The organism is Cobetia sp. 1CM21F (genome assembly GCF_023161745.1).
Classification (GTDB): Bacteria; Pseudomonadota; Gammaproteobacteria; order Pseudomonadales; family Halomonadaceae; genus Cobetia; species Cobetia amphilecti.
The window spans coordinates 32828-57967 of the sequence record NZ_JALNTQ010000005.1 but is presented as its reverse complement, the minus strand read 5'-3'; the positions used below and the strand labels follow the sequence as shown (position 1 = coordinate 57967).

Sequence of the window (25140 nt, the reverse complement as noted above, 5' to 3'; positions counted from 1 at the left end):
TCGCGGACGCCTTCCTCCCTGCTCGGCCGGCAGCCTGGCTGCCACGGCCATCACCCATGGAACGTGCATGAACCCGGATCTCGACCAGCTCAAGCCCTACCCGTTTGAAACCCTGGCCAAGCTGCGCGAGGGCGTCGTGCCCAATCCCGCCCTGGACCCGATTGCACTGACCATCGGCGAGCCGCGTCACGCGCCGCCCGAGTTCGTGCTCGACACCCTGCGCGAGCACATCATGGGCGTGGCCAAGTATCCCGCCACCGGCGGTCTGGGGGAATTGCGCCAGGCGATCGCCGACTGGCTCGAGAAGCGCTTCTCGCTCAACGCCACGCCGGATATCGACCAGCAGGTCCTGCCGGTCACCGGCACCCGCGAGGCACTGTTCGCCTTCATCCAGGCCTCGCTGGACAGCAGCCGTCCAGCGCGCGTACTGGTGCCGAACCCCTTCTATCAGATCTACGAAGGCGCGACGCTGCTGGCCGGCGGTGAGGTCACCTACCTGCCCTGCCCCGCCGAGAATGGCTTCCGTCCCGACTACGCGGCGGTGCCGGCCGAGGTGTGGCGTGACACCCAGATCGTCTTCGTCTGCTCGCCGGGCAATCCCACCGGCGCCGTGACACCGCTGGAGGACTTCCAGCAGCTGATTCGCCTCGCCGACGAGCACGACTTCCTGATCGCCTCCGATGAGTGCTACTCGGAGCTCTATCTCGACGAGTCGACGCCGCCGCCGGGCCTGCTGCAGGCCTGTGCCGCCATGGGCCGCGATGACTACGCGCGCTGTGTGGTCTTCCATTCGCTGTCCAAGCGCTCCAACCTGCCGGGCCTGCGCTCCGGCTTCGTGGCCGGCGATGGCGAGGTGATCCGTCGCTTCCGTCACTACCGCACCTATCACGGCTGCGCGATGCCACTGCATCACCAGCACGCCTCCATCGCCGCCTGGAATGATGAAGCCCACGTGCTGGCCAATCGCGATGCCTACCGCGAGAAGTTTGCCGCCGTGACCGAAATCCTCGCGCCGGTGATGGACTTCCCGACTCCGGAAGCCAGCTTCTACCTGTATCCCGCCGTGCCGGGCGGTGACGACGCCGCCTTCACCCGCGAACTGCTGCGTGAAGAGGCGGTCGGCGTGCTGCCGGCAAGCTACATGGCGCGCGAGGTGGACGGCGTGAATCCGGGCGCCGGACGCATTCGTCTGGCGCTGGTGGCCGAACTGGAACAGACCGTTGAAGCCGCCCAGCGCCTGCGTCGCTTCGTCGAACGCCTGCGCTGAACGCCAGGCTCGCACGGGCTGACAGCAGCCCAACACTGGATGACAGCCCCGCCCGGCGGGGTGGATTGGCTCAAGGAGACCGCCATGCACGTGCTCTACGGCATCAAGACCTGTGATACCTGCCGCAAGGCGCGCCGCGCCCTCGACGACCGGGGCGTGCCCTATCGCTGGCATGACCTGCGCGAGGATGGCCTCTCCGCCAGCCTGCTGGAATCCTGGCTGGAGCAGACCGCCTGGAGCAGCCTGCTCAACAAGCGCAGCACCAGCTGGCGCAACCTGAGCGATGAACAACGTGACAGCCTCGATGCCAACTCGGCACGCGCATTGATGCTGGAGCACCCGACCCTGATCAAGCGTCCCATTCTCGAGCGTCATCCCGCCGACAATGAGATGGATCTGGTGATCGGCTATGACAAGGCGGTCTACGAACCGCAGGACTGAGTTACCCCTTACACCACTGGACACCCCGGAGATTGACACGATGTTGAGCCTTGCCCTCGGAATCGGCACCCAGAACACCACCGGCGACTGGCTGGAAGTCTACTATCCTGCCCCGCTGTTCAAGCCGACCGCTGCCGTTGCTGACGCCGCTCGCAAGGCACTGGACGCACCGGCTGGCACCACCGCCACCAGCTTCCTGCCGGAACACTGCGCCGCCCTGGCCAGCGCCCTGCGCGACGCCGGTGACAGCGCCCAGGCCGAACTGGCCGAGAGCCTGGCCGCCAGCCAGCGCCCGCTGGTCGCCATGTTCATCGAGGAAGACGCCGCCCCGCAGAGCGTGCCGGAGGTCTACCTCAAGCTGCACCTGCTGTCTCACCGCATGGTGCGTCCGCACGGCATCGATCTGACCGGCATGTTCGGTCTGCTCAAGAATGTCGCCTGGACCAGCGAAGGCGCCATCGACATCGAGGAGCTGCCGGCGCGTCGCCTCAAGGCACGCCTGGAAGGTCGCACCCTGTCCGTGGACTGCGTCGACAAGTTCCCGAAGATGACCGACTACGTGGTGCCGACCGGCATTCGTATCGCCGACACCGCACGCGTGCGTCTGGGCGCCTACCTGGGCGAAGGCACCACCGTGATGCACGAAGGCTTCTGCAACTTCAATGCCGGCACCGAAGGCCCGGGCATGATCGAAGGCCGCATCTCCGCGGGCGTCTTCGTCGGCAAGGGTTCTGATCTGGGCGGCGGCTGCTCCACCATGGGCACCCTGTCCGGTGGCGGCAACATCGTCATCAAGGTCGGCGAAGGCTGCCTGATCGGCGCCAATGCCGGTATCGGCATCCCGCTGGGCGATCGCTGCACCGTGGAAGCTGGCCTCTACATCACCGCCGGTACCAAGGTCATGGTCTTCGACAACGAAGGCCAGGAAGTCGAGACGGTCGCGGCCCGTGAGCTGGCGAGCCAGGACGACCTGCTGCTGCGTCGCAACTCCGTCACCGGCCGTGTCGAGTGCCGCACCAACAAGAGCGCCATCGCGCTCAACGATGCCCTGCACGCCCACAACTGAGGCGCGTGACCATGGCCTGTCAGGGGCTGCACCTCTGGCAGGCCGTCGTGGCATTTCCCGGCTCGGGCAGCAGTGTCCGAGCCGGCGTGAAGACACTTCGTCTCTCCCCCCGAATTTCGCGCTGTCGCTCCTCGCGATGACGCCTGCAGCGATGGCCCATGATGACTGATTCAAACGCACCGCTTCCGCCACGCCCCGCCGATCTGTCTCCGACGCTGGAGCTGGCCTTCGATCTCATCTCACGCCCCTCGGTCACGCCGGACGACCTGGACTGCCAGACCCTGATGATCGAACGCCTCGAGGCGCTGGGCTTCACCATCACGCGGCTACCCTTCGGCGATGTCGACAACTTCTGGGCGGTGCGCGGCCATCATGGTCCGGTGCTGGCCTTCGCCGGCCACACCGATGTCGTGCCGACGGGCCCGGAAGCCAACTGGCAGTATCCGCCGTTCTCGCCGTGCATCGACGATGCCGGCTTCCTGTGTGGCCGTGGCGCCGCCGACATGAAGGGTTCGCTGGCCGCGATGCTGACCGCCACCGAGCGCTTCGTGACCGCCAACCCGGACCACGAAGGCCGCATCGCCTTCTTGATCACCTCCGACGAGGAAGGCCCGGCGGTTCACGGCACCCGTGCGGTGGTCGAGTATCTGCGCGAGCATCACGAGCGCCTCGACTACTGCATCGTCGGCGAGCCGTCCTCCACCGATTACGCCGGTGACGTGATCAAGAATGGCCGTCGCGGCTCGCTGGGTGCGGTCATGCACGTCAAGGGCATCCAGGGCCATGTAGCCTACCCGCATCTGGCGCGCAACCCGATCCACGAAGCCGCTCCGGCACTGGCCGCCCTGGCCGCCGAGCATTGGGACAACGGCAACGACTTCTTCCCGGCGACCAGCTTCCAGATCTCCAACATCCGTGGCGGTACCGGCGCGACCAACGTCATCCCCGGCGAGCTGGAAGTGGTCTTCAACTTCCGCTACTCCACCGAGCTGACCGCCGATGACCTCAAGCGTCGCACCTATGAGATCCTCGAGAAGCACGGTCTGGACGTCGAGATCGAGTGGAACCTGAGCGGCGAGCCCTTCCTGACGCCGGAGGGCGCGCTGGTCGATGCCACCGTGCACGGCGTGGAACGCGCGCTGGGCCGCAAGCCGGTGCTGTCCACCTCAGGCGGCACCTCCGATGGTCGCTTCATCGCCACGCTCGGCACTCAGGTCGTCGAGCTGGGGCCGGTCAACGCGACCATCCACAAGATCGATGAACGCGTCATGGCCAGCGATCTGGACCGACTCTCCAGCGCCTACGAGCACATCCTGGAATACCTGTTTGTCCCCGCGACCCAAGAGACCACGGCATGAGCGACACCCCGCACAATGACGCCGATGAGCAGTACCCTGACATCGAGATCTACCTCAAGCCCTTGAGCCTGGAGGCGCTGGGCGCCTGGCTGGGCGAGCAGTTCGGTCAGGTCGTCGTCTTCCAGCCGGCCGGCAAGCTGCAGCACCGTACGCGCCTCACGCGTGATGGCGCCGAGATCGCGGTACTGGTGGTCGAGAAGGTCGCCGATGGCTTCGCCAGCCTGTGGTTCGACAGCGCCAGTACCCCCTGGGCGCGCGATGTCGACTGCGCACGCGCCGCCGCCAGGGCCCTGCAGGTCGAGACGCGCTGCTCGCTGGGCAGCTGGCAGCCCGGTGATGAGCCGGACCGCTTCTACCGCGTCATGGCCGACGGCAGCGAAGAGGCCTTCACCTGGCCGGACAAGGGCTGAGTGACCCGCCTCTTCTGGTGACAAGTCCATGAAACGACAACGCCCCGCAGGCTAGCCTGCGGGGCGTTGTCGTCTTTCACTGAGCGAGTCAGCGATCAGGTGATGACCGTCACGTCATCCGCCTGCAGGCCACGCTCATTGCTGATGACGTGGTAACGCACTTTCTGACCTTCGGCCAAGGTACGGTGGCCCTTGCCACGAATGGCACGGAAGTGAACGAAGACATCTTCACCACTTTCACGGGTCACGAAACCGTAGCCCTTGTTGACGTTGAACCACTTGACCTCGCCGATCTCACGATCGTCGTCCTCGACTTCAGCCAGTACTGCAGAGCGCGGAGACAGCACCGGAATGGCAAGCGTCGCGATCAACAGCAGGATGAACACGGCCGCGACGGCAGCCGCGTACGCCAGCTCGAAGCCCTCGACGCTAAGCGCCTGGCTCAGGGTGTCGGCCAGCTGGCCGCCGGTCAGGGTGATGAAGACAGCAATCAGCAACGGTGCCGGCAGTGCCAGCAGCAGGCTGATGATGAAACAACGGAAGAACGTCTTGGAACTCATCAAGATAAACTCTCTAGGTAATGGGTGGAGGTGTAACGCGAGGGCAGAAATGAGTGCTTCGGATGATCCCTATCAGAATGTTCTGCCCTTGATCGCAATGGACAGCGCCTGACCGCACGACAGGGTTACAGCAGCTATCGTCAGTCGGGAAACTGCCTGAATGCAGCGCCTCACGGCGGTGCCCGTCACCATCACTGATACACGCGAAGATGCCTGTGCATCGCTCTGGTGACGTCGTGGCTCGTGATGCAGGTAACTCCACATCAGTCGATGGAACCGGCCCTGTCAATGACGCGCGAAGCGCAGGCAATCGAAGGCCGTCAATGGGTGCGATATACGAAAAATAAGTCAATCGCACTGTCAACAGTCTATCACGCCTCTTCCTGATGCGTCTGAGGCAACTCAGTGACAATCCTTCAACACTTTGCGGTAATTCGACAACGATCCAGGCAACGACCGCAGCGATGATTCGGCGTGCCATCGCTTAAGAATCGTGGCAGGAGTCGTCATCCATCGCCGGCCACCTCACCCTCTTCCCCCACTGCCCACGCGGACCATTCCCTCACCCTCTGGAGCCCAGATGCATGACAACCTCGACTGATCCCGGCCTGGAAGCCCGACTGGAAGCACTGGAATCGCGCCTCGCGCATCAGGATGACTGGCTCGAGACCCTCGATCGCACCGTCATCACCCAGCAGCGTCAGATAGAGACACTCGAGCGCCTCACCGCGCTGATGGCCAGCCAGCTACGCACCCTGCGCGAGCAGCAAGGCGATACAGACTCGACAGCACCATTCGCCGCACAACCACACGACGAGCTGCCGCCCCATTACTGAGCCGCCGGCGGCACTCATCCCTCCCAGCCAAGCCCTGGCAGGGCCTTGAACGCAGACCGGCCCCGCAGCGAGGCTGCGGGGCCGGTCGGGCAGTGCTGAATCAGACTTTCTCGAATCAGACACTGTTGCTACAGACAGGGCGATCTCAGGCGATGAGGCCGTCCAGATAACGCTCGGCATCCAGCGCCGCCATGCAGCCGGTACCGGCAGAGGTGATCGCCTGACGGTAGACGTGATCCATTACATCGCCACAGGCATAGACGCCGGGGATGCTGGTCTGGGTGGCATTGCCTTCCAGGCCCGACTGGACCTTGAGATAGCCGCCCTGCATGTCGAGCTGGCCTTCGAACAGGCTGGTATTCGGACGGTGGCCGATGGCGATGAACACGCCCATCGAGCTCAACTCCTTGGTGGCGCCACTTTCGACATGACGCAGACGCACGCCGGTGACACCGGAGTTGTCGCCCAGCACTTCGTCGAGGGTGTGGTGCCATTCGACCGCCATGTTGCCGTTCTCGACCTTGTCGAACAGCTTGTCCTGCAGGATCTTCTCGGCACGCAGGCTGTCACGGCGATGCACCAGCGTGACCTTGGAGGCGATGTTGGACAGGTACAGCGCTTCCTCGACAGCGGTGTTGCCGCCACCGACTACCACGACTTCCTGATTGCGATAGAAGAAGCCATCGCAGGTCGCACAGGCCGAGACGCCCTGGCCCATGAACTGCTGCTCACTCGGCAGGCCCAGATACTGCGCGCTGGCGCCGGTGGCGATGATCAGGGCGTCACAGCTGTAGCTGCCGTTGTCACCCTTGAGCAGGAACGGACGCTCGCCGAGGGTCACTTCGTTGATGTGGTCGAACAGGACTTCGGTCTCGAAGCGCTCGGCGTGGCGACGCATGCGCTCCATCAGCTCCGGCCCCTGCACGCCAGCATCGTCGCCGGGCCAGTTGTCGACGTCGGTGGTGGTGGTCAGCTGACCACCCATCTGCATGCCGGTGATCAGGAGCGGCTTGAGATTGGCACGTGCAGCGTAGACGGCAGCGGTGTAACCCGCCGGGCCGGAACCGAGAATGATCAGACGTTCGTGACGGACATTGCTCATGGATGACCTCAGTGACAGATGAAGGCGGAGGATTTCACCAGCAGCAATGGCGGCTGCTGGCGATCAATGTACTGAACGATACCGACAGCGCTGCAGACGGCGCATGCGATCGACATGGTTCAGGACACGGCGTGATGACCTGGGCCCGCTGGCGCCCGTGCAGGCTTCCCGCTGGAAGCACTTTTACTCGCTGGCTGACTGGCTCGGCGGGCTGACTGGCTCGCCGGGCTGGTTGAGGCGAACAAGGACTGCGCAGAGTAGCGCAGACGCCGCCAGCTTTCAGCACCGGACTCAGACCGGCATCGCAGAAGCTTATGCTCAAGCACGAGCCCGCAGGATGGCATTGCCCAGATGCGCGGAAGCCGCCGCCAGGGGCGACGGCTTCCGGTTCGCCTACCTCTCGAGACACTCATTACCGAAGGTTCGAAAGGCAGTCGCGGGATCAGTCAGCGCGAACGCGTGAGCTGATCTCGTCCAGACAGCGACTTACAGGCTGCTGGAGTGGCCTGCCAGGTACTTGGCAACACCTTCAGCGGTGTCCTTCATACCTTCCTGACCTTCTTCCCAGCCTGCCGGGCAGACTTCGCCGTTGGTCTGGTGGAACTGCAGGGCCTTGACCATGCGGACCATCTCGTCGACGTTACGGCCCAGCGGCAGGTTGTTGACGACCTGGTGCTGAACGACACCGTCTTCGTCGATCAGGAAGGAAGCGCGCAGAGCGACGCCAGCTTCCGGATGCTCGATGCCGTATGCCTGGGTGACTTCGTGCTTGACGTCAGCCACGATCGGGAAGCCGACTTCACCGATGCCGCCAGCGTCCGGAGAGGTCTTGCGCCATGCGTGGTGAGTGAACTGGGAATCGATGGACACACCGATGACTTCGACGCCGAGTTCCTTGAACTTCGCCAGACGGTTGTCGTGGGCGATGATTTCAGACGGGCAAACGAAGGTGAAGTCCAGCGGCCAGAAGAACAGCACGCGCAGCTTGCCGTTGGAATCAGACAGCTTGTAGTTGTCGACGATGGTACCGTCGCCCAGCACTGCTGCGGCTTCGAAATCCGGGGCCTGACGTCCGACCAATACGCTCATGGTGATCTCCTGAGGAATAATGATGATAAAGGCAGCGGGCCGCCTTTGTGATGAATCGCCACACAGACTAATCGCCACGTGTGGCAGATGCCAAATGTTTGCTGCAATCACCACCATAGAGATTGCCTATGGCAGCTCGATGACGCCAACAGCGGGTGTCGGGATCATAAGTGACCTTGGCTGCAGAATACAGCATCTGCCGCGCCCTACCCTGCAAGCTAGTCACTTTGGGTCACTGACGCCTGCCGGCGCCGGTGCCAGCGTGCCGCGCAGGTGAGATGCCGTCACAGCACGTCGTCATCCTGGCCGATGTCCAGACCTTCGAGCTCACCGCTGACCGGGTCGACCTGCTGGCGCACCTGGATCGGCTGACAGCAACGCTCGCAGTCGATGATGTTGGTCAGGCTGCCCTCGTCCAGATCCAGGAACACCGTGAAGGGCGTGTCGCAGTAGGGGCAGTTGATTTCCGCCTCATGCAGCGCCTCATTGACCACTCCTTCCTGCTTGTCTTCCAGCAACTCATGGCCCGGCCATTCATCGGACTGCCCCGAGGAATGCTCCGCCAGCCACTGCTCGACCGCCGCATCCAGAACCTCATCATCTTCCGGCAGCTCGCCGGACTCGCTCGGCCTGCGCCCTTGTTCGTTCATGACAGCCTCCGTTGTGCCTGATGGTGAACGCGACGGACGTTGCGGGTGACACCGCCTGGGGTGCCACCGTCTTGGATCCCCCTGCCCCGGATACCCCGTCCCGGATACTTTAGGGGCCGCATTCACGCCGCGCGAGAGTCGTGGCGGCAATCTCTATGGCAGCGAACGCGACGCAGGGTTCCTTGCTTCACACTATCCTCGATGATGGTGTGCGCTTGAATTCCTGTCACATGATGACCATAGCCTTGTGTAGGCAACCATCCGCGACCTGGCAGTCGCTCTCGCGACGCGTCGCATCCGGCCGAGGCACCTGACGCGCCTGTTGAACGACACTTCAGCAGTCTGGCCGGTGAAGACAACGACAAGGAGGAGAATCATGGGTTCCCAGCGCTCTCAGTCACTGGATTCGCTTGACACCCTCTCCGAGCTGGAAGTCGGAGACAAGCGCTATCACTACTACTCGCTCAAGAAGGCGGCCGACACGCTTGGCGACCTGACGCGACTGCCCTTCACGCTCAAGGTGCTGCTGGAGAACCAGCTGCGCTTCGAGGACGGTGAAACCGCGACCAAGGAAGACATCAAGGCACTGGCCGACTGGCAGAAGACCGCCTCCAGCACCCACGAGATCGGCTATCGTCCGGCGCGCGTGCTGATGCAGGATTTCACCGGCGTGCCCGGTGTGGTCGACCTGGCCTCCATGCGTGACGCCGTCAAGAAGCTCGGCGCCGACCCCGAGAAGGTCAATCCGCTGACCCCGGTGGACCTGGTCATCGACCACTCGGTGATGGTGGACCACTACGGCGATCCGAGCGCCTTCAAGGACAACGTGCGCATCGAGATGGAGCGTAACCGCGAACGTTACGAATTCCTGCGCTGGGGCCAGCAGGCCTTCGACAACTTCTCCGTCGTTCCGCCGGGCACCGGTATCTGCCACCAGGTGAACCTGGAATACCTCGGCCGCGCCGTCTTCACCCGCGAGGAAGATGGCAAGACCTTCGCCTACCCCGACACCCTGGTCGGCACCGATTCCCACACCACCATGATCAACGGCCTCGGCGTGCTGGGCTGGGGTGTCGGCGGTATCGAGGCGGAAGCCGCGATGCTCGGCCAGCCGGTCTCGATGCTGATTCCGGAAGTGGTCGGCTTCAAGCTGACCGGCAAGCTCAACGAAGGCATCACCGCGACTGACCTGGTGCTGACCGTCACCCAGATGCTGAGAAGCCGTGGCGTGGTCGGCAAGTTCGTCGAGTTCTACGGTGATGGCCTGGACGACCTGCCGCTGGCCGACCGCGCGACCATCGCCAACATGGCCCCGGAGTATGGCGCTACCTGCGGCTTCTTCCCGCTGGATGACGAGACGCTCAACTACATGCGTCTGTCCGGTCGCTCCGATGAGCAGGTCGCGCTGGTCGAGGCCTATGCCAAGGAGCAGGGCCTGTGGCGCGAGCCGGGCCACGAGCCGGTCTTCTCCGATACGCTCGAGCTGGACATGACCGAGGTCGTCGCCTCCCTCGCCGGCCCCAAACGCCCGCAGGACCGCGTCGCCCTCACCGACATCAAGCAGACCTTCGAGAAGATTCTCGGCGATCAGCTGGGCGAAGTGCCGGACATCGAGGACGGCAAGTGGCTGTCCGAGGGTGGCCAGACCGCCGTCGATGTCGAGCAGAGCTACGACAAGCAGAGCGAGGTGAAGAACGGCGATTACAGCGAGCTGAATGGCGAGACCTTCCGCCTCGATCACGGTGATGTCGTCATCGCCGCCATCACCTCCTGTACCAACACCTCCAACCCCAGCGTGATGCTGGCGGCTGGCCTGGTGGCGCGCAAGGCACGCGAGAAAGGCCTGAGCAGCAAGCCATGGGTCAAGACCTCACTGGCGCCGGGCTCCAAGGTCGTCACCGACTACCTGGCGACTGCCGGCGTGCAGGATGACCTCAACGAGCTGGGCTTCAACCTGGTCGGCTATGGCTGCACCACCTGTATCGGCAACTCCGGCCCGCTGCCGGAACCGGTCGAGGACGCCATAAATACGCGTGACCTGACGGTCGCCTCGGTGCTGTCGGGCAACCGCAACTTCGAGGGTCGCGTGCATCCAAACGTGCGTACCAACTGGCTGGCGTCGCCGCCCCTGGTGGTCGCCTATGCCCTCGCCGGCACCGTGCGGGTCGACCTCTCCAAGGAGCCGCTGGGCAAGGACACCGACGGCAATGACGTCTTCCTCAAGGACATCTGGCCGAGTCAGGCCGAGATCGCCGAGGCCGTCGAGCAGGTGCGTACCGAGATGTACCGCAAGGAGTACGCCGAGGTCTTCGACGGTGACGAGACCTGGCAGGCCATCGACGTGCCGCAAGCCGAAGTGTATGAGTGGAAGGACTCCACCTACATCCAGCATCCGCCGTTCTTCGAAGGCATGCAGCGTGAGCCGGAAGCCATTCAGGATGTCGAGAATGCCCGCGTGCTGGCGATGCTCGGCGACTCGGTGACCACCGACCACATCTCTCCGGCCGGTGCCATCAAGCCGGACAGCCCGGCGGGTCGCTACCTCAAGGAGAACGGGGTCGAGGTCAAGGACTTCAACTCCTACGGCTCGCGTCGCGGCAACCACGAAGTGATGATGCGCGGCACCTTCGCCAACGTGCGTATCCGCAACGAGATGCTCGATGGTGTCGAGGGCGGCGAGACCCGCCACGTGCCGTCCGGCGAGCAGATGGCCATCTACGATGCCGCCATGAAGTACGCCGAGGAAGGCACGCCGCTGGTGGTCGTCGCCGGCAAGGAGTACGGCACTGGCTCCTCGCGTGACTGGGCCGCCAAGGGCACCCTGCTGCTGGGCGTGCGCGCGGTGATCGCCGAGTCCTACGAGCGTATCCACCGCTCCAACCTGATCGGCATGGGCGTGGTGCCGCTGCAGTTCCCACAAGGCGAGAGCCGCCAGTCGCTGGGGCTGACCGGTGATGAGGAAATCAGCATCAGCGGCCTGAATGACCTGACGGCCGGCGGCAAGGTCCAGGTCACCTTCAAGAGCGACAAGGGTGAGCAGAAGATCGAGGCGCTGTGCCGCATCGATACCGACAACGAGCTGGAGTACTACCGTCACGGCGGCATCCTCCACTACGTGCTGCGCGGCATGCTGTAACCCGCCAGCCACTCACCGCAGCGCTGACTGCAACACAAAAGCCCCCGCAGGCATGGCCTGCGGGGGCTTCTTCATTTACGCACTCTGTTTCATGCAACCTGCTTCATGCAATCTGCTTCATGCGCTCACTGACGGGTCAGACGCAGGCGCGATCAGAACGCCTTGCGACGGTAGGCGCGGTAACGCGGCTGCCAGAAGTTCTTCTCGATATTGGCCTGGATGATCTCGTCGCTGGAGGTCAGCGCCACGCCATCGGTCTGAGCCTGACGCGCCACGTCGAAGGCGATCTGACGGCTGATGTCCTGGATGTCGCCCAGTGACGGCAGCAGCGCACCCTCGCCCTTCAGGACGATGGGGGCGTTGTTGGCCAGCGCATTGGCGGCGGCCATCAGCATGTTGTCGGTGATGCGCGAGGCGTTGGACGCCAGCACACCCAGTCCGATGCCCGGAAAGATGTAGGCGTTGTTGCACTGGGCGATCGCGTGGGTGTGGCCGTTGTGCTCGACCGGCGCGAACGGGCTGCCGGTGGCGACCAGCGCCTTGCCGTCGGTCCACTCGATGACTTCCGCCGGTGTCGCCTCGACGCGTGAGGTCGGGTTGGACAGCGGCATCACCAGCGGGCTCTCGCAGCCGGCCTGCACGGCACGGATCACGTCTTCGCTGAACAGGCCACGCTGGCCGGACACTCCGATCAGCACGCTCGGCTTGGCAGCCTTGACCACATCCAGCAGGCCGCGGTCACCGAAGTCGGCCACGCTTTCAGCATCGTGGGCCAGACGGCTCTGGAAGTCGTAGAGGCCTTCCATGTCGCTGGTCAGCAGACCGAAGCGATCGACCATGAAGACGCGCTTGCGGGCCTCTGCCTCATCCATGCCTTCCTTGACCATCGCCACCACGATCATCTCGGCGATACCGCAACCTGCGCTACCGGCACCCAGGAAGGTGACGCGCTGGTCGGAGAGCTTCTCGCCCTTGGCCTTGCAGGCCGCCATCAGGGTCGCGACCACGACGGAGGCGGTGCCCTGGATGTCGTCATTGAAGCAGCAGACTTCATCGCGGTAACGCTCGAGCAGCGGCATGGCGTTGGCCTGCGCGAAGTCCTCGAACTGGATCATGGCCTTCGGCCAACGACGCTTCACGGCAGTGATGAACTCGGCCACGAAGGCGTTGTAGTCATCACCGGTGACGCGCTCGTGACGCCAGCCCATGTAGCGCGGGTCGTCGAGCAGTTTCTGGTTGTTGGTGCCCAGGTCCAGCGAGATCGGCAGGGTGTAGGCCGGGCTGATGCCGCCACAGGCGGTGTACAGCGACAGCTTGCCGATGGGGATGCCCATGCCGCCGATGCCCTGATCGCCCAGCCCCAGGATACGCTCGCCATCGGTGACGACGATGACCTTGACGTTGTCCTTGGTCGCGGAGCGCAGGATGTCATCCATGTGCTCGCGGTCCGGGTAGGAGATGAACAGGCCGCGGTGGTTGCGGTAGATGTTGGAGAACTCCTCGCACGCCTGACCGACGGTCGGGGTGTAGATGATCGGCATCATCTCCTCGAGGTGTTCCTCGATCACGCGGAAGAACAGGGTCTCGTTGTCGTCCTGCACCGAGCGCAACAGGATGTGCTTGTCGAGGTCGGTGGCGCACTGCTGATACTGGCTGTAGACGCGCGCGACCTGCTCTTCGATGCTCTCGACATTCTGCGGCAGCAAGCCCATCAGATTGAAGCTGACACGCTCCTCTAGGCTGAAGGCGCTGCCCTTGTTGAGCAGCGGCATCTCGAGCAGGCTCGGGCCGGCGTAAGGAACGTACAGGGCGCGCTTGGAAGTATCCGTCATGGCGAGACTCTTGAATCAGTGGGGACGACCTCACGCTCGGCAAGCTTCTCGGCATGCCGGCAGACAAGCGCAGCATGCCCGCTGAAGCACCGCAGAAGACCTGCTGGCAACCGGGCGTCCGAGGGACCTTTCGACGTGCAGTTTCCACGTGCGAACAAGGCATGATGATAGCACGCGCAGTGCTATCTCCGGCAGCCTGTGCAAGGTCGGCATGCGTTGCGCAGACAAGGGTACTGCATGACGAGAAACGCCTCGCTCATCCCCCTGACGGGGAAGGAGCGAGGCGTTCGCGGTCACGTGCGGGGTATGGCTCAGGCCAGATCGGCACGCGATGCCGGCTTGCGCGGCGCAAGGGCAAAGAAGGGACGTAGCTTCACGCCCAGCATGTTGCCGACAAAGGCCATCACCAGCCACAGCCAGCCATGCAGGCTGCCAGAGGAGATGCCGCCGAAGTAGGCGCCGATGTTGCAGCCGAAGGCCAGGCGCGCGCCGTAACCCAGCAGCAGACCACCCAGCACGGCAGCCACCAGCGAGCGCAGCGGAATGTTCCACTTCGGCGCGAACTTGCCGGCCAGCAGCGCTGCCGCCAGCGCCCCGACCACGATGCCGATGTTCATCACCGTGGTGATGTCCGTGTAGAGCGGTGCCGCCAGTGCCTTGGCATTGCCCGCCGCCTGCCAGTAACCCCAGTCACTGACATCGAAGCCCAGCGTGGTGTAGACCTTGGTGCCCCACAGCGCGAAGGCCGAGGTGATGCCCCACGGACGCCCGGCCAGCGCCAGGGTGGCGAAGTTGAGCAGCGCCAGCGCCACGGCGCCCGCCAGCAGCGGCCAGGGGCCGCGCAGGAAACGTGACAGGCCGCGCGGCTGGCTGTCGGTCACGGCGGCCTTCTCGAGCTCACCGTGGCGACGCTTCTCCAGCGTGCGTGTCACCAGCACGATGATGGCGAACAGCGCCAGGCTGACGATGATGCCGCCCAGCGCACCGAAGCTGTCCACCAGCGAGACGGCGGGCAGCGACGGCAGGCTCTGCCACCAGCTGAAGTGCGCGGTGCCGATCACCGAGCCGACGCAGAAGAAGATCAGGGTGATCACCATGCGCGCATTGCCGCCGCCGACGGTGAACAGCGTGCCCGAGGCGCAACCGCCGCCCAGCTGCATGCCGAGACCGAACAGGAAGGCGCCGACCACGACGGAGGTGCCCAGCGGCGAGACGAAGCCGGAGACGTCCTGCCCCCACAGGCTGCCTGCTGCCAATACCGGGAAGAACAGCACCACGGCAATCGCCAGCATCAGCATCTGCGCGCGCAGGCCGCGGCCACGACGCTCGGTGATGAACACTCGCCAGGCGGAGGTGAAGCCGAAGGCCGCGTGGTATAGCACCACGCCCAGCGCGCCGCCGATCAGCAGCAGCAGGCCCTGGCGCCAGCCGGCGACCAGGCTCAGCAGCACTGAGGCAATGACCAGCAGCCCACCCGCCCAGACGGCGCGAGGGTTGATGGTGCTAGATGGCTGGGCAGGCTCACTGGCCTTGCCCGGCATCGCGTGTTGACTCATGTCGTACCCCTTGTGTATTCAGCATGCTTGAAGCTTTTATGCGGCAAGCCTAACGCGTCGCTTTATAGCTGTGAATGAATTTCCAGCACGCTTTTCATTCCCCGCAGGTATATGCCTGACATCACGCCCCGGGTGCCATCAGCCCGTCAGCCCCGATGACGCCACCCTCTGAAACGACGGTGCCAGCAACAGAAACCCCCGCCATCCGGGAAGATGACGGGGGCCGATCTAGCAGCGTGGACGGGCGATCTAGAGGAAGTTGCCCAGGCCGACGGCGCGACGCAGGCGCTCCATCATCGGTGCGGCCTCTTCGCGGGCCCGCTCGGCGCCACGCTTGAGGATCGCCTCGACATGCGCCGGGTCCTCCATCAGCTCGACGTAACGCTCGCGCGGCGCCTTGAGGTGATCATTCAGGTATTCGAACAGCTGGTTCTTGGCGTCGCCCCAGCCGATGCCGGCGGCGTACTGCTCACGCATGGCGGCGACTTCCGCCTCGGTGGCGAAGGCCGAATAGATCTGGAACAGCGAACAGGTATCCGGGTCCTTCGGCTCGCCCGGCTCCAGCGAGTTGGTCTTGATCTTGCGCACGCTCTTGAGCAGCTGCTTCTCGGTGCCGAACAGCGGGATGGTGTTGTTGTAGCTCTTGGACATCTTGCGACCGTCGAGGCCCAGCAGCAGCTGGGATTTCTCGTCGGTCACCGCCTCGGGCATGGTGAAGTAGTTGCCCTTGAAGAGGTGGTTGAAGCGTCCGGCCATGTCGCGCGCCATCTCGATATGCTGGATCTGGTCACGCCCCACCGGCACCTTGTGCGCATTGAACATCAGGATGTCCGCCGCCATCAGCACCGGATAGCTGAACAGGCCCATGCTGATACCGCGATCGAGATCCTCGATGCCGCTCTCTTCATTCTCGGCCACGGCGCCCTTGTAGGCATGCGCACGGTTCATCAAGCCCTTGGCGCACACGCAGTTGAGCAGCCACATCAGCTCCGGGATTTCCGGCACGTCCGACTGGCGATAGAAGATGGCGTTGTCGGTGTCCAGGCCCAGTGCCAGCCAGGTGGCGGCGATCTCACGACGCGACTCCTGCACGCGCTTCGGGTCCTGACACTTGATCAGGGCGTGGAAGTCGGCGAGGAAGTAGAAGGACTGGACCGTCGGGTCCTGACTGGCTTCGATGGCAGGCTTGATGGCGCCGACATAGTTGCCGAGATGAGGGGTGCCGGTGGTCGTGATGCCGGTAAGAACGCGGGTCTTGGTCATGGATGCACTTCTTGGGCGTCTGGGTCGGGAGGTCGTGCCGCGGGGCTGCACTCGCTCACAATGGATCGCGACAGGTCGCGGCAGCGCCGCTCGAAGTCCTCGAACGCAGCCACCATGACCTGTCGCTATATGTCCCACATCTTACCCTGAGGCGTGCAGCCTTCGTAAGGGCCGGCGCGCCCGGCTCACCCCTTCGCCAGTGCCTCGGCGAGCGCGGTGACCGGCATGTCGAAGGCCTCGCCGACTTCCGGCAGGATCAATTGCCCCGCGTGCACATTGAGGCCCGCGGCAAAGTGGCTGTCCCGGCTCAGCACCTCGCGATAGCCGCCATTGGCGAGGCGCACGATATACGGCAGCGTCGCACTGGTCAGCGCCTGGGTCGAGGTACGTGCCACCGCGCCGGGCATGTTGGCCACGCAGTAATGCACGATGCCATCCACCACGTAGGTCGGCTCGGCGTGGGTGGTCGCCTGACTGGTCTCGAAGCAGCCGCCCTGATCGATGGCGACATCCACCAGCACGGCGCCCGGCGTCATCTTGCGCAGATGCTCGCGGCGAATCAGCTTGGGGGCCGCCGCCCCGGGCACCAGCACGGCACCGATGATCAACGCCGATTGCCGCACCGCTTCCTCCAGCGCCTCGGAGGTCGAATAGACGGTACGAATCTGGCCCTGATAGCGATGATCCAGCGTCTCGAGGCGCGCCAGTGAAGTATCGAGAATCACCACCTCGGCGCCCAACCCCAACGCCATGCGCGCGGCGTTCTCCCCCACCACGCCACCGCCGATCACCGTGACCCGCGCCGGCGGCACGCCGGGCACGCCGGGCAACAGCACGCCCATACCGCCCTGCGCCTTCTCCAGCGCGTGTGCGCCGGCCTGGATCGCCATGCGCCCGGCGACGCGACTCATGGGTGCCAGCAGCGGCAGGCCACCGTCGGCATCCGTGATGGTCTCGTAGGCGATGGCCGTCACGCCGCTCTCCAGCAGGCTCTCGGTCAGCTCACGAGCGGCGGCCAGATGCAGATAGGTGAACAGGGTCTGACCGCGGGTGAGCCGCGCGACCTCGGCCGGCTGCGGCTCCTTGACCTTGAGAATCAGCTCGGCGTCGCGAAAGACCCGCTCGACGTCCGACTCGAGACGCGCGCCCACGCCCTGATATTCGACATCGGGGTAGCCACTGCCCTCCCCGGCACCAGACTCGACGATCACCTCATGTCCCTGGGCGATCAGCTCACGCACACCGGCAGGCGTGAGGGCGACGCGATACTCGTGGTTCTTGATTTCCTTCGGCACGGCGATCTGCATGGCGGACTCCTTGCACTGCTGGCGGAATACACTGACGTCATCACGACGCCTGCTACAAGCACAGCAGACTCGTCAGCGTCTCGCCAATCAGATACCAGCAAGATTCACCAAAACACACCAATGATGCAGTGGAATGCGAGGAATCATCGCTGACTGGCAGTTTCCTCACTCACCAGCGCCGCCGAATAGCATTCACGATAGGCGCCGGGCATGCGCCGGGCCCGTCCACTCGAGAGCTCGATGCAGACAAAGCGCGTGCGCGCCTCCAGCAGCGTCTGGCCATCCGAGCACCGGCGCAACTGGAAGCGACGCGTCAGACTCAGGCGACCATCGCAATCCACCAGCCAGGTCGCCAGCATCAGTGAATCGCCAAGTCGCGCACTGGCCAGATAGTCGATCTCGTGACGGTGGACCGCCATGCCGCGGTCCTGCTCACGGTAGTGCGTCAGGCCAAGCCCCAACGCTTCGGAGTGTGCCCAGCTGATGTCCTCCAGCCAGCGCACATACTCGGCATTGTTGACGTGACCATAACCATCCAGTGCCTTCTTCTTCACGCTGATCGGCAACAGGAACGGGCGTGGCAACGCCCAGCCGGGGGAATCTTGCGTCAACGGCGGCGCGTCACTCGCCTTCGGGGTGCCTTTGCTCATGCCACGAACTCCGGGTCCTCATCGCGCGGACGCGCCTGTGGCGCGGGCTGCTGCGGCGCGCTTGCCCCACACGCCCAGCACTCGCTGAAGCTGCCCTCGAGACGTTCGCCACAGGCACACTGCCAATCCGGCAGGGCCGGCGCGGCCTCGATACTCGCCAGCAGGCGGCGGGCATGCGCAAGGTCATGCTCTGCCACCCACAGCTGGGGCTCGCAGTCGAGCACGGGCAGCTCGCCCGCGGCCGAGCCGAGCAGGCGATTGCGCAGCTCACAGGGGATGCCCTCGCTTTCCAGCAGGTTGCGCCAGTGATCGAGCAGCACGAGATTGTGATGAGATGTCAGTCGTCTATACATGCCGTCAGACTATCAGAGTCCATGAGCCATGGACGATTAGCCAAAAGCGAGCTGAAGTCGATAGGCAAGCCACAGACGACTCACAAGCCACAGACGACTCACAAGCCACAGACGACTCACAAGCCACAGACGACTCACAAGCCACAGACGACAACGCCGCCCCGAAGGGCGGCGTTGTCGTCGATGCCGAATGGCACAGCCATCAGTCCTGATAGCCGTCAGGCGTCATCAGTCGCGATAGACGCGCACACCGAGGGCCTTGAGGTAGGACGTCTCGGGGATGGACGGGTGCACCGGGTGGTCACTGGCCTGATGACCCTGGAAGATGACCTGACCATGGCGGTCCTGGTGACGCACGGCGCCACGCACCACATCCATCAGGCGCTCCGGCGCCAGATGCATGGAGCAGGAGCCGGACATCAGCAGACCGTCACGACCCAGCAGACGCATGGCTTCACGGTTGAGGCGTGCATAGGCGCGCTCGCCGTTGGTGATGTCCTTGCGCTTGCGGATGAAGGCGGGCGGATCCGCGATGATGACGTCGAACTGCTCGCCTTCCGCACGCAGGGCCGAGAGGGCCTCGAAGACATCCGATTCCGCGATGGAGACGCGATCCTCGACACCATTGAGCACGGCATTGCCCGAGACACGCTCGAGTGCCGCGCCGGAAGCATCGACACACAGCACTTCGCTGGCGCCATGCGCCGCCGCCTGCACGCCCCAGCCACCGACGTAGCTGAACAGATCCAGCACGCGCTTGCCTTCGACCTGACGGTTCAACCAGGCACGGTTGGCGCGGTGGTCGTAGAACCAGCCGGTCTTCTGGCCATCGAGTACCGGCGCCGTGAACTGGACACCGTTCTCCTCCAGCAGCACGCTTTCCGGCAGCTCGCCGTAGACGACTTCGACGTTGCGCTCGAGCTGTTCCTGGCGGCGACCGCTGGAATCGTTCTTGAACACGATGGCAGTCGGCTTGACGACCTTGAGCAGCGCATCGACGATCACTTCCGCCAGACGCTCCATGCCGAAGGTGTTGAGCTGACAAACCAGCACGTCGCCGAAGCGATCGACGATCAGCCCCGGCAGCAGGTCGCCTTCGCCGTGGACCAGACGATAGAACGGCTTGTCATAGAGGCTCTCGCGCAGCGACAGCGCTTGGTTGAAGCGGTGCACCAGCAGCGAGCGATCCAGACGCTGTTCCGGGTTGCGCGACACGATGCGCGCGCAGATCAGCGAGTTCGGGTTGACGTAGGCAACACCCATCGCACGACCATTGCTGGCCTCGATGATGGCCTGGGCGCCCGGCTCGAAGTTCTTGAGCGGCGTCGCGACGGTATCGACTTCATTGGAGTACAGCCACAGATGGCCGGCCTTGAGGCGGCGATCAGCATTCTTCTTCAGGCGCAGACGTTCAGTCACGGGAAATATCCAGAAAGCAGAGGAAGGGACAGGACGACGACAGGACGCGCCCGAACGGGCCTATTCTAGTCGTCATGGCGGCCCCGGTCACGGAGCCCCCGGTCAAGCAGTGGTCTGATGCGGCTCGCCGCTAGCGCTGACAATACGGGCAGAAGCAGCTGGCGCGCTGGCCCAACACCAGACTCATGATCTCGTGGCCGCATTCGCGGCATGGCTCGCCACCCCGCCCGTAGACGTTGAGGCTCTGCGCGAAGTAGCCCGGCTTGCCATCTCCGCCGACGAAGTCACGCAGCGTGGTGCCGCCCTGGGCGATCGCCGCGGCCAGCACGCTGCTGGCGGCGTTGGCGAGGCGCTCGCACTCCTCGCGCGTCACTTCACCGGCAGGACGGCGCGGGTCGACACCGGCCATGAACAGTGCCTCGCTGGCGTAGATATTGCCCACGCCCACCACATTGGCGTTGTCCATCAGAAACGGCTTGATCGCCACGCGGCGCTTGCGGGAGCGCGCAAAGAGGTGCTCGCCATTGAAGGCATCGGACAACGGCTCCGGCCCGAGTCGCGCCAGGCGCGTATCGGCATGCGGGTCACCGCGCACGAAGTCGACGAAGCCGAAGCGACGTGGATCGTGATAGCGCAGCACATGGCCGTTGCCGAGCACGACATCGACATGATCATGCGTGCGTGGCGGCGTGCCGATGGGCACCAGCCTGAGGCTACCGGACATGCCCAGGTGCCAGAGCAGATGGCCATCGGCGATCGGCAACAGCAGGTACTTGGCGCGACGCGCAAGCGTGCCGAAACGCTGACCCACCAGCCATTCGGCGAGCTCGCCGGGTACAGGGGTGCGCAGACGCGGCTGACGCACGATCACCTCGGTGACCTCCTGGCCCTCGACCAGCGGCGCGATACCGCGACGGGTCGTCTCGACTTCCGGTAATTCGGGCATGTTCTCTCCTCGACTGACCGCCAGACGCACAACAGGGTGACGACAGAAGCCGCCACCCTGTTGCAGGATGCCCAGAACAGCGACATCCAGATACTCGAAAACCCGGTCAGGACCGGGTTTTCGAGGGTTCCGACAGCACGCTGGCGGGAGACAAGATCACTTGATCTTGGCTTCCTTGTACATCACGTGCTTGCGAACAACCGGATCGTACTTCTTGAATTCAAGCTTGTCCGGAGTGTTACGCTTGTTCTTGTCGGTGGTGTAGAAGTGGCCAGTACCGGCACTTGACACCAACTTGATCTTGTCACGCATTTTCAGTTTCCTTCCACAGTCGCATTCACCGAACGATTGAGAGCACTGCCCTCGGCTCGGTTGCCATTGCTACAGGGGCTGTCTTCTAGTGTTTAGAAGCGCTCGCCACGTGCAGTGAGGTCCTTGAGGACTTCGTCGATACCCTTCTTGTCGATGATGCGCATGCCCTTGGTAGAGACGCGCAGCTTGACGAAGCGCTGCTGGGATTCAACCCAGAAACGGTGGGTGTGCAGGTTCGGCAGGAACCGGCGACGAGTCTTGCGCTGGGAGTGAGAAACATTGTTACCAGTCACCGGGCGCTTGCCGGTAACCTGACATACTTTGGACATTGGAGCCTCCAACCGCTGCGTTGGCTAAGTTGTTCAAAACCTGTCGGGCAAACCGGAAGTGGCAGGCGCCGCCTCATGCCCTGATTTCAAAGTGTTTACGTCCGTTCCGGAAGACAAGCTTTCGGGTGCTGGAACGTGCAGGCGCAGCATTTTACCCGAAGAGGAACGTGAAAGCACGTCCTATACGGATTTTTTTCGCCAGCACGCCCATGCCCGACGTGTCACATCGGTACAGACGCTTCTCAGCCAAACGCTTCACTCAGCCAATGTCGGCCAGAGTGGTCGCGAATTCTGTGGTGGGTGATACGGGAGGCGCAACATTACCACAACCAGTGCCCTGGTTTGCAATCCCTGCGCATTTCTCACGCCAGCGGCGACCGCATCTGGCGGGGGCTGTACCGTCATCGGGCACTCAGCGGCTCAGCCTCCTCGACGCCCCAACTAGAGCCAGCCACGCTCGGCAAACGAGACCACCTCGCCATCTCCGACCACGAAGTGATCCAGCACGCGAATATCGAAAAGCCCCAGCGCCTCCTCCAGGCGCTGCGTGATGCGTCGGTCAGCCTCGCTGGGCTCCGCGACGCCGGAGGGATGGTTGTGGGCCAGAATCAGGGCGCCGGCATTGAGCGCCAGCGCCCGCTTGACCACCTCGCGCGGGTAGACGGCAGCGGCATCCAGCGTGCCGGTGAAGAGTGTCTCGAAGCGGATGACGCGATGCTGGCTGTCGAGAAACAGCGCGGCGAACACCTCATGCGGCAGGTCGCGCAGATGCGAGGACAGATAGCGCCGCACCAGCAGGGGCGACGTCAGGGCGGCCCCGCGCATCAACAGGCTCTCCAGATGGCGACGCGACAGCTCCAGCGAAGCCTGCAGCTGCACGTACTTGGCATCACCCAGTCCGCGCGCCGCGCAGAAGTCCTGCTGGGTCGCCTCCAGCAGCGGCCTGAGACCGCCGAAGGTGCTCAGCAGGTCGCGCGCCAGATCCACCGCCGAGCGTCCTTTTATGCCCACGCGCAGAAAGATGGCCAGCAACTCGGCATCTGACAAGGCCCCTGCCCCTGACGACAACAGCTTCTCGCGCGGACGCTCCCCGACCGGCCACTCTCGAATCCCCATGCACTCTTCTCCCATCGCCTGTCGCCCCGAATGGCTGACAGTCCAAAGCATGAGAAGCGTGGTCAGATGCCGCCTCTTTCGCCATTGTGAGCATCAACGCTTGCCGCCCCGAGGGCCTGCGTCTGGCCCCTGCATGCCACCTGATGACAGCTCCCGCCCCATGAAGCGAGCACTCGCAGGGACCATGGCGACACTCGGCGTCGCGGGCCAGCGGCGCTACGCAAGGTTGCATCACGGTGATATGGTAGAGGGCAAACGCGCGAGCGTAGCAATCGACGCATCAGGGACGCAGGACACACCATGCATTCACTCGCCGGACGGCGCATTCTGCTGGGCATCAGTGGCGGCATCGCGGCCTACAAGGCCGCTCTGATCACCCGCCTGTTGAAAAAGGCGGGCTGTGAAGTGCGCATCGCCATGACCGAAGGGGCTCAAGCCTTCATTACACCGCTGACCCTGCAGGCGTTGTCGGGCAATCCGGTGCACACCTCCCTGCTGGACCCCGAGGCCGAGGCCGGCATGGGGCATATCGAGCTGGCACGCTGGGCAGAGGTCATCCTGATCGCGCCTGCCACCGCCGATCTGATGGCCCGCTTGGTGCATGGGCATGCCGATGATCTGCTCACTACCCTGTGCCTGGCCAACAGCGCGCGCTGGGTGATGGCCCCGGCGATGAATCAGGCCATGTGGGCGCACCCCGCCACCCAGCGCAACGCCCGCCAGCTCACCGCCGATGGCTGGACGCTGCTCGGCCCGGCCAGCGGCGAACAGGCCTGTGGCGACGTGGGCGCGGGCCGCATGCTGGAGCCGGAAGAGATCGTCGCGGCGCTGAGAGATCTCATGAGCCAGAGCGACCCCAGCCGCCAGGGCAATGAGATGTCGTTGCCGGCCGCAGGCCTGACGGTGACCATCACCGCCGGCCCGACCCGCGAGCCGCTGGACCCGGTGCGCTATCTGAGCAATCACAGCTCCGGCAAGATGGGCTACGCGCTGGCCGCCGAGGCCGCGGCGCTGGGTGCCAGCGTGCGCCTGATCAGTGGCCCGGTGGCGCTGGCGACCCCGGCCGGCGTCGAGCGCATCGATGTCGAATCCGCGCTGGACATGCAGGCCGCCGCCGAGGCAGCCGCCAGCGAGAGCGACCTCTTCATCGGCTGCGCGGCAGTCGCCGACTTCCGCCCGGCCACGGTCGCCGACCACAAGCTCAAGAAGCAGTCGGGCGAGGAGCAGATGCAGGTCACGCTGACCCGCAATCCGGACATCATCGCCGGTATCGCCGCCCAGACGCAGGCACGCCGCGCCGCCGGTCAGCGGGCGCCACTGGTGATCGGCTTCGCCGCCGAGACCCGCGATGTGCTGCGCTATGCACGCGACAAGCTTGCACGTAAACAGCTCGACATGATCGTCGCCAATGATGTGAGCACGCCGGGCCTTGGCTTCGGCAGCGACAGCAATGCCGCCACCCTGCTGTGGCAGCCGCTCGATCAGAACACGAACACGCAACACGAACAGGCCATCGCGGCCTGTCCCAAGACGGAACTGGCGCGCGCGATTCTGAAGCGCGCCCTGGCACTCCATCAGCACAGGGTCAGCCTCGACCCTGCCATCCAGACCGTTACACCGACTGTCACCGACGATCAGGAAGCACCTTAGATGACCCGCCCCCGGCTCGAACTCAAGATTCTCGACGAGCGCGTTCGCGATTACCCGCTGCCGCATCACGCAACTCCCGGCAGCGCCGGCATGGACCTGCGCGCACTGCTCGACGCGCCGCTGACCCTGGCGCCGGGCGCCTGTGAGCTGGTGCGCACCGGGCTGGCGATCCATATCGCCGACCCCGCACTGGCCGGCATGATCCTGCCGCGCTCCGGTCTGGGGCACAAACACGGCATCGTGCTGGGCAATCTGGTCGGCCTGATCGACTCCGACTACCAGGGCGAACTGATGATCTCGGTCTGGAACCGCGGCAACAGCGAGTTCGTGCTGGAACCCGGCGAGCGTCTGGCACAGTACGTGCTAGTGCCAGTGGTACAGGCGGAGCTGGTGGAAGTCTCTGAATTCGAGGCCAGCCAGCGCGGCGAAGGCGGCTTCGGCCACTCCGGTCGCCACTGATTGACCCGTCATGCCAGAGGGCAGCCGAGCGGC

The 25140-nt window shown here is 64.3% G+C and carries 24 protein-coding genes; 9 read left to right on the top strand and 15 right to left on the bottom strand.

The window, feature by feature from the left end; all coding sequences use genetic code 11:
- Positions 1 to 67: 67 nt before the first annotated feature.
- From dapC to MSG32_RS15005, 5 genes are all read left to right on the top strand, one after another.
- On the top strand, positions 68 to 1267 hold the full coding sequence (gene dapC / locus MSG32_RS15025) for a succinyldiaminopimelate transaminase (protein ID WP_248380516.1): 1200 nt from the start codon (positions 68 to 70) through the stop codon (positions 1265 to 1267).
- Between the two features lie 39 nt (positions 1268 to 1306).
- The gene (locus MSG32_RS15020; protein ID WP_318833295.1) at positions 1307 to 1708 is read left to right on the top strand and encodes an ArsC family reductase; all 402 of its coding nucleotides are present in this window, start codon (positions 1307 to 1309) and stop codon (positions 1706 to 1708) included.
- Positions 1709 to 1748: 40 nt separating this feature from the next.
- Positions 1749 to 2774, top strand: coding sequence for a 2,3,4,5-tetrahydropyridine-2,6-dicarboxylate N-succinyltransferase (dapD, locus tag MSG32_RS15015; RefSeq protein WP_077377814.1), 1026 nt, complete (start codon positions 1749 to 1751; stop codon positions 2772 to 2774).
- A gap of 158 nt (positions 2775 to 2932) precedes the next feature.
- Complete coding sequence (dapE, locus tag MSG32_RS15010) at positions 2933 to 4132, top strand: succinyl-diaminopimelate desuccinylase (protein WP_248380514.1); 1200 nt, start codon at positions 2933 to 2935, stop codon at positions 4130 to 4132.
- The gene (locus MSG32_RS15005) at positions 4129 to 4542 is read left to right on the top strand and encodes a hypothetical protein (RefSeq protein WP_248380512.1); all 414 of its coding nucleotides are present in this window, start codon (positions 4129 to 4131) and stop codon (positions 4540 to 4542) included. Before dapE ends, MSG32_RS15005 begins: the two co-directional genes overlap by 4 nt.
- Positions 4543 to 4637: 95 nt before the next feature.
- Here the strand turns inward: MSG32_RS15005 and MSG32_RS18025 are convergent, their stop codons facing one another.
- On the bottom strand, positions 4638 to 5102 hold the full coding sequence (locus MSG32_RS18025) for a cold-shock protein (protein WP_043333039.1): 465 nt from the start codon (positions 5100 to 5102) through the stop codon (positions 4638 to 4640).
- A 584-nt stretch (positions 5103 to 5686) separates the two neighbouring features.
- Here MSG32_RS18025 and MSG32_RS14995 point away from each other — a divergent pair.
- Entirely contained in the window at positions 5687 to 5938 is a 252-nt protein-coding gene (locus tag MSG32_RS14995) for a SlyX family protein (protein ID WP_248380510.1), read from the top strand.
- 145 nt (positions 5939 to 6083) lie between these two features.
- Here the strand turns inward: MSG32_RS14995 and trxB are convergent, their stop codons facing one another.
- From trxB to MSG32_RS14980, 3 genes are all read right to left on the bottom strand, one after another.
- Positions 6084 to 7040 carry a thioredoxin-disulfide reductase gene (gene trxB, locus MSG32_RS14990; protein WP_043333042.1) on the bottom strand — a complete coding sequence of 319 codons (957 nt, stop codon included), beginning with the start codon at positions 7038 to 7040 and terminating at the stop codon, positions 6084 to 6086.
- 486 nt (positions 7041 to 7526) lie between these two features.
- On the bottom strand, positions 7527 to 8129 hold the full coding sequence (locus MSG32_RS14985; RefSeq protein ID WP_043333044.1) for a peroxiredoxin: 603 nt from the start codon (positions 8127 to 8129) through the stop codon (positions 7527 to 7529).
- Positions 8130 to 8413: 284 nt separating this feature from the next.
- The gene (locus MSG32_RS14980; protein WP_153636610.1) at positions 8414 to 8779 is read right to left on the bottom strand and encodes a CPXCG motif-containing cysteine-rich protein; all 366 of its coding nucleotides are present in this window, start codon (positions 8777 to 8779) and stop codon (positions 8414 to 8416) included.
- Between the two features lie 376 nt (positions 8780 to 9155).
- Here MSG32_RS14980 and acnA point away from each other — a divergent pair, with 376 nt between their 5' ends.
- Complete coding sequence (gene acnA / locus MSG32_RS14975) at positions 9156 to 11915, top strand: aconitate hydratase AcnA (RefSeq protein ID WP_248380508.1); 2760 nt, start codon at positions 9156 to 9158, stop codon at positions 11913 to 11915.
- A gap of 152 nt (positions 11916 to 12067) precedes the next feature.
- On the opposite strand, the gene MSG32_RS14970 is transcribed toward acnA, so the two are convergent.
- The 11 genes from MSG32_RS14970 to radC all read right to left on the bottom strand — a co-directional run bounded on the left by MSG32_RS14970 (position 12068) and on the right by radC (position 22998).
- Positions 12068 to 13747, bottom strand: coding sequence for an NAD-dependent malic enzyme (locus MSG32_RS14970; RefSeq protein WP_248380506.1), 1680 nt, complete (start codon positions 13745 to 13747; stop codon positions 12068 to 12070).
- A gap of 311 nt (positions 13748 to 14058) precedes the next feature.
- Positions 14059 to 15288 (bottom strand): YeeE/YedE family protein, encoded by a 1230-nt coding sequence (locus tag MSG32_RS14965; RefSeq protein WP_348983985.1) that lies wholly within the window; start codon positions 15286 to 15288, stop codon positions 14059 to 14061.
- Between the two features lie 264 nt (positions 15289 to 15552).
- On the bottom strand, positions 15553 to 16566 hold the full coding sequence (locus MSG32_RS14960) for a tryptophan--tRNA ligase (protein WP_043333050.1): 1014 nt from the start codon (positions 16564 to 16566) through the stop codon (positions 15553 to 15555).
- A gap of 185 nt (positions 16567 to 16751) precedes the next feature.
- Positions 16752 to 17873: an alanine dehydrogenase gene (gene ald, locus MSG32_RS14955; protein WP_248380502.1), complete on the bottom strand. Its 1122-nt coding sequence runs from the start codon at positions 17871 to 17873 to the stop codon at positions 16752 to 16754.
- 143 nt (positions 17874 to 18016) lie between these two features.
- Positions 18017 to 18523 (bottom strand): thioesterase family protein, encoded by a 507-nt coding sequence (locus MSG32_RS14950; RefSeq protein WP_248380500.1) that lies wholly within the window; start codon positions 18521 to 18523, stop codon positions 18017 to 18019.
- Complete coding sequence (locus tag MSG32_RS14945; RefSeq protein ID WP_213113571.1) at positions 18520 to 18876, bottom strand: DUF2007 domain-containing protein; 357 nt, start codon at positions 18874 to 18876, stop codon at positions 18520 to 18522. The genes MSG32_RS14950 and MSG32_RS14945 overlap by 4 nt, the downstream gene beginning before the upstream one ends.
- 228 nt (positions 18877 to 19104) lie before the next feature.
- Positions 19105 to 20295: a class I SAM-dependent rRNA methyltransferase gene (locus MSG32_RS14940; RefSeq protein ID WP_043336266.1), complete on the bottom strand. Its 1191-nt coding sequence runs from the start codon at positions 20293 to 20295 to the stop codon at positions 19105 to 19107.
- 130 nt (positions 20296 to 20425) lie between these two features.
- Positions 20426 to 21241, bottom strand: coding sequence for a bifunctional DNA-formamidopyrimidine glycosylase/DNA-(apurinic or apyrimidinic site) lyase (mutM, locus tag MSG32_RS14935; protein ID WP_043336268.1), 816 nt, complete (start codon positions 21239 to 21241; stop codon positions 20426 to 20428).
- A gap of 156 nt (positions 21242 to 21397) precedes the next feature.
- A complete protein-coding gene (rpmG, locus tag MSG32_RS14930) occupies positions 21398 to 21553 on the bottom strand; it encodes a 50S ribosomal protein L33 (RefSeq protein ID WP_016417370.1) in 156 nt (51 codons plus the stop codon).
- 92 nt (positions 21554 to 21645) lie between these two features.
- Positions 21646 to 21882: a 50S ribosomal protein L28 gene (gene rpmB / locus MSG32_RS14925; RefSeq protein WP_043336270.1), complete on the bottom strand. Its 237-nt coding sequence runs from the start codon at positions 21880 to 21882 to the stop codon at positions 21646 to 21648.
- Between the two features lie 441 nt (positions 21883 to 22323).
- Positions 22324 to 22998: a DNA repair protein RadC gene (radC, locus tag MSG32_RS14920; protein ID WP_192839178.1), complete on the bottom strand. Its 675-nt coding sequence runs from the start codon at positions 22996 to 22998 to the stop codon at positions 22324 to 22326.
- A gap of 300 nt (positions 22999 to 23298) precedes the next feature.
- Between radC and coaBC the strand changes: the two genes are divergently transcribed.
- Positions 23299 to 24648 carry a bifunctional phosphopantothenoylcysteine decarboxylase/phosphopantothenate--cysteine ligase CoaBC gene (coaBC, locus tag MSG32_RS14915; protein WP_248380498.1) on the top strand — a complete coding sequence of 450 codons (1350 nt, stop codon included), beginning with the start codon at positions 23299 to 23301 and terminating at the stop codon, positions 24646 to 24648.
- Positions 24649 to 25107, top strand: a complete 459-nt coding sequence (gene dut / locus MSG32_RS14910; RefSeq protein WP_107335897.1) for a dUTP diphosphatase — start codon at positions 24649 to 24651, stop codon at positions 25105 to 25107. It abuts the gene before it with no gap.
- Positions 25108 to 25140 lie beyond the last annotated feature (33 nt).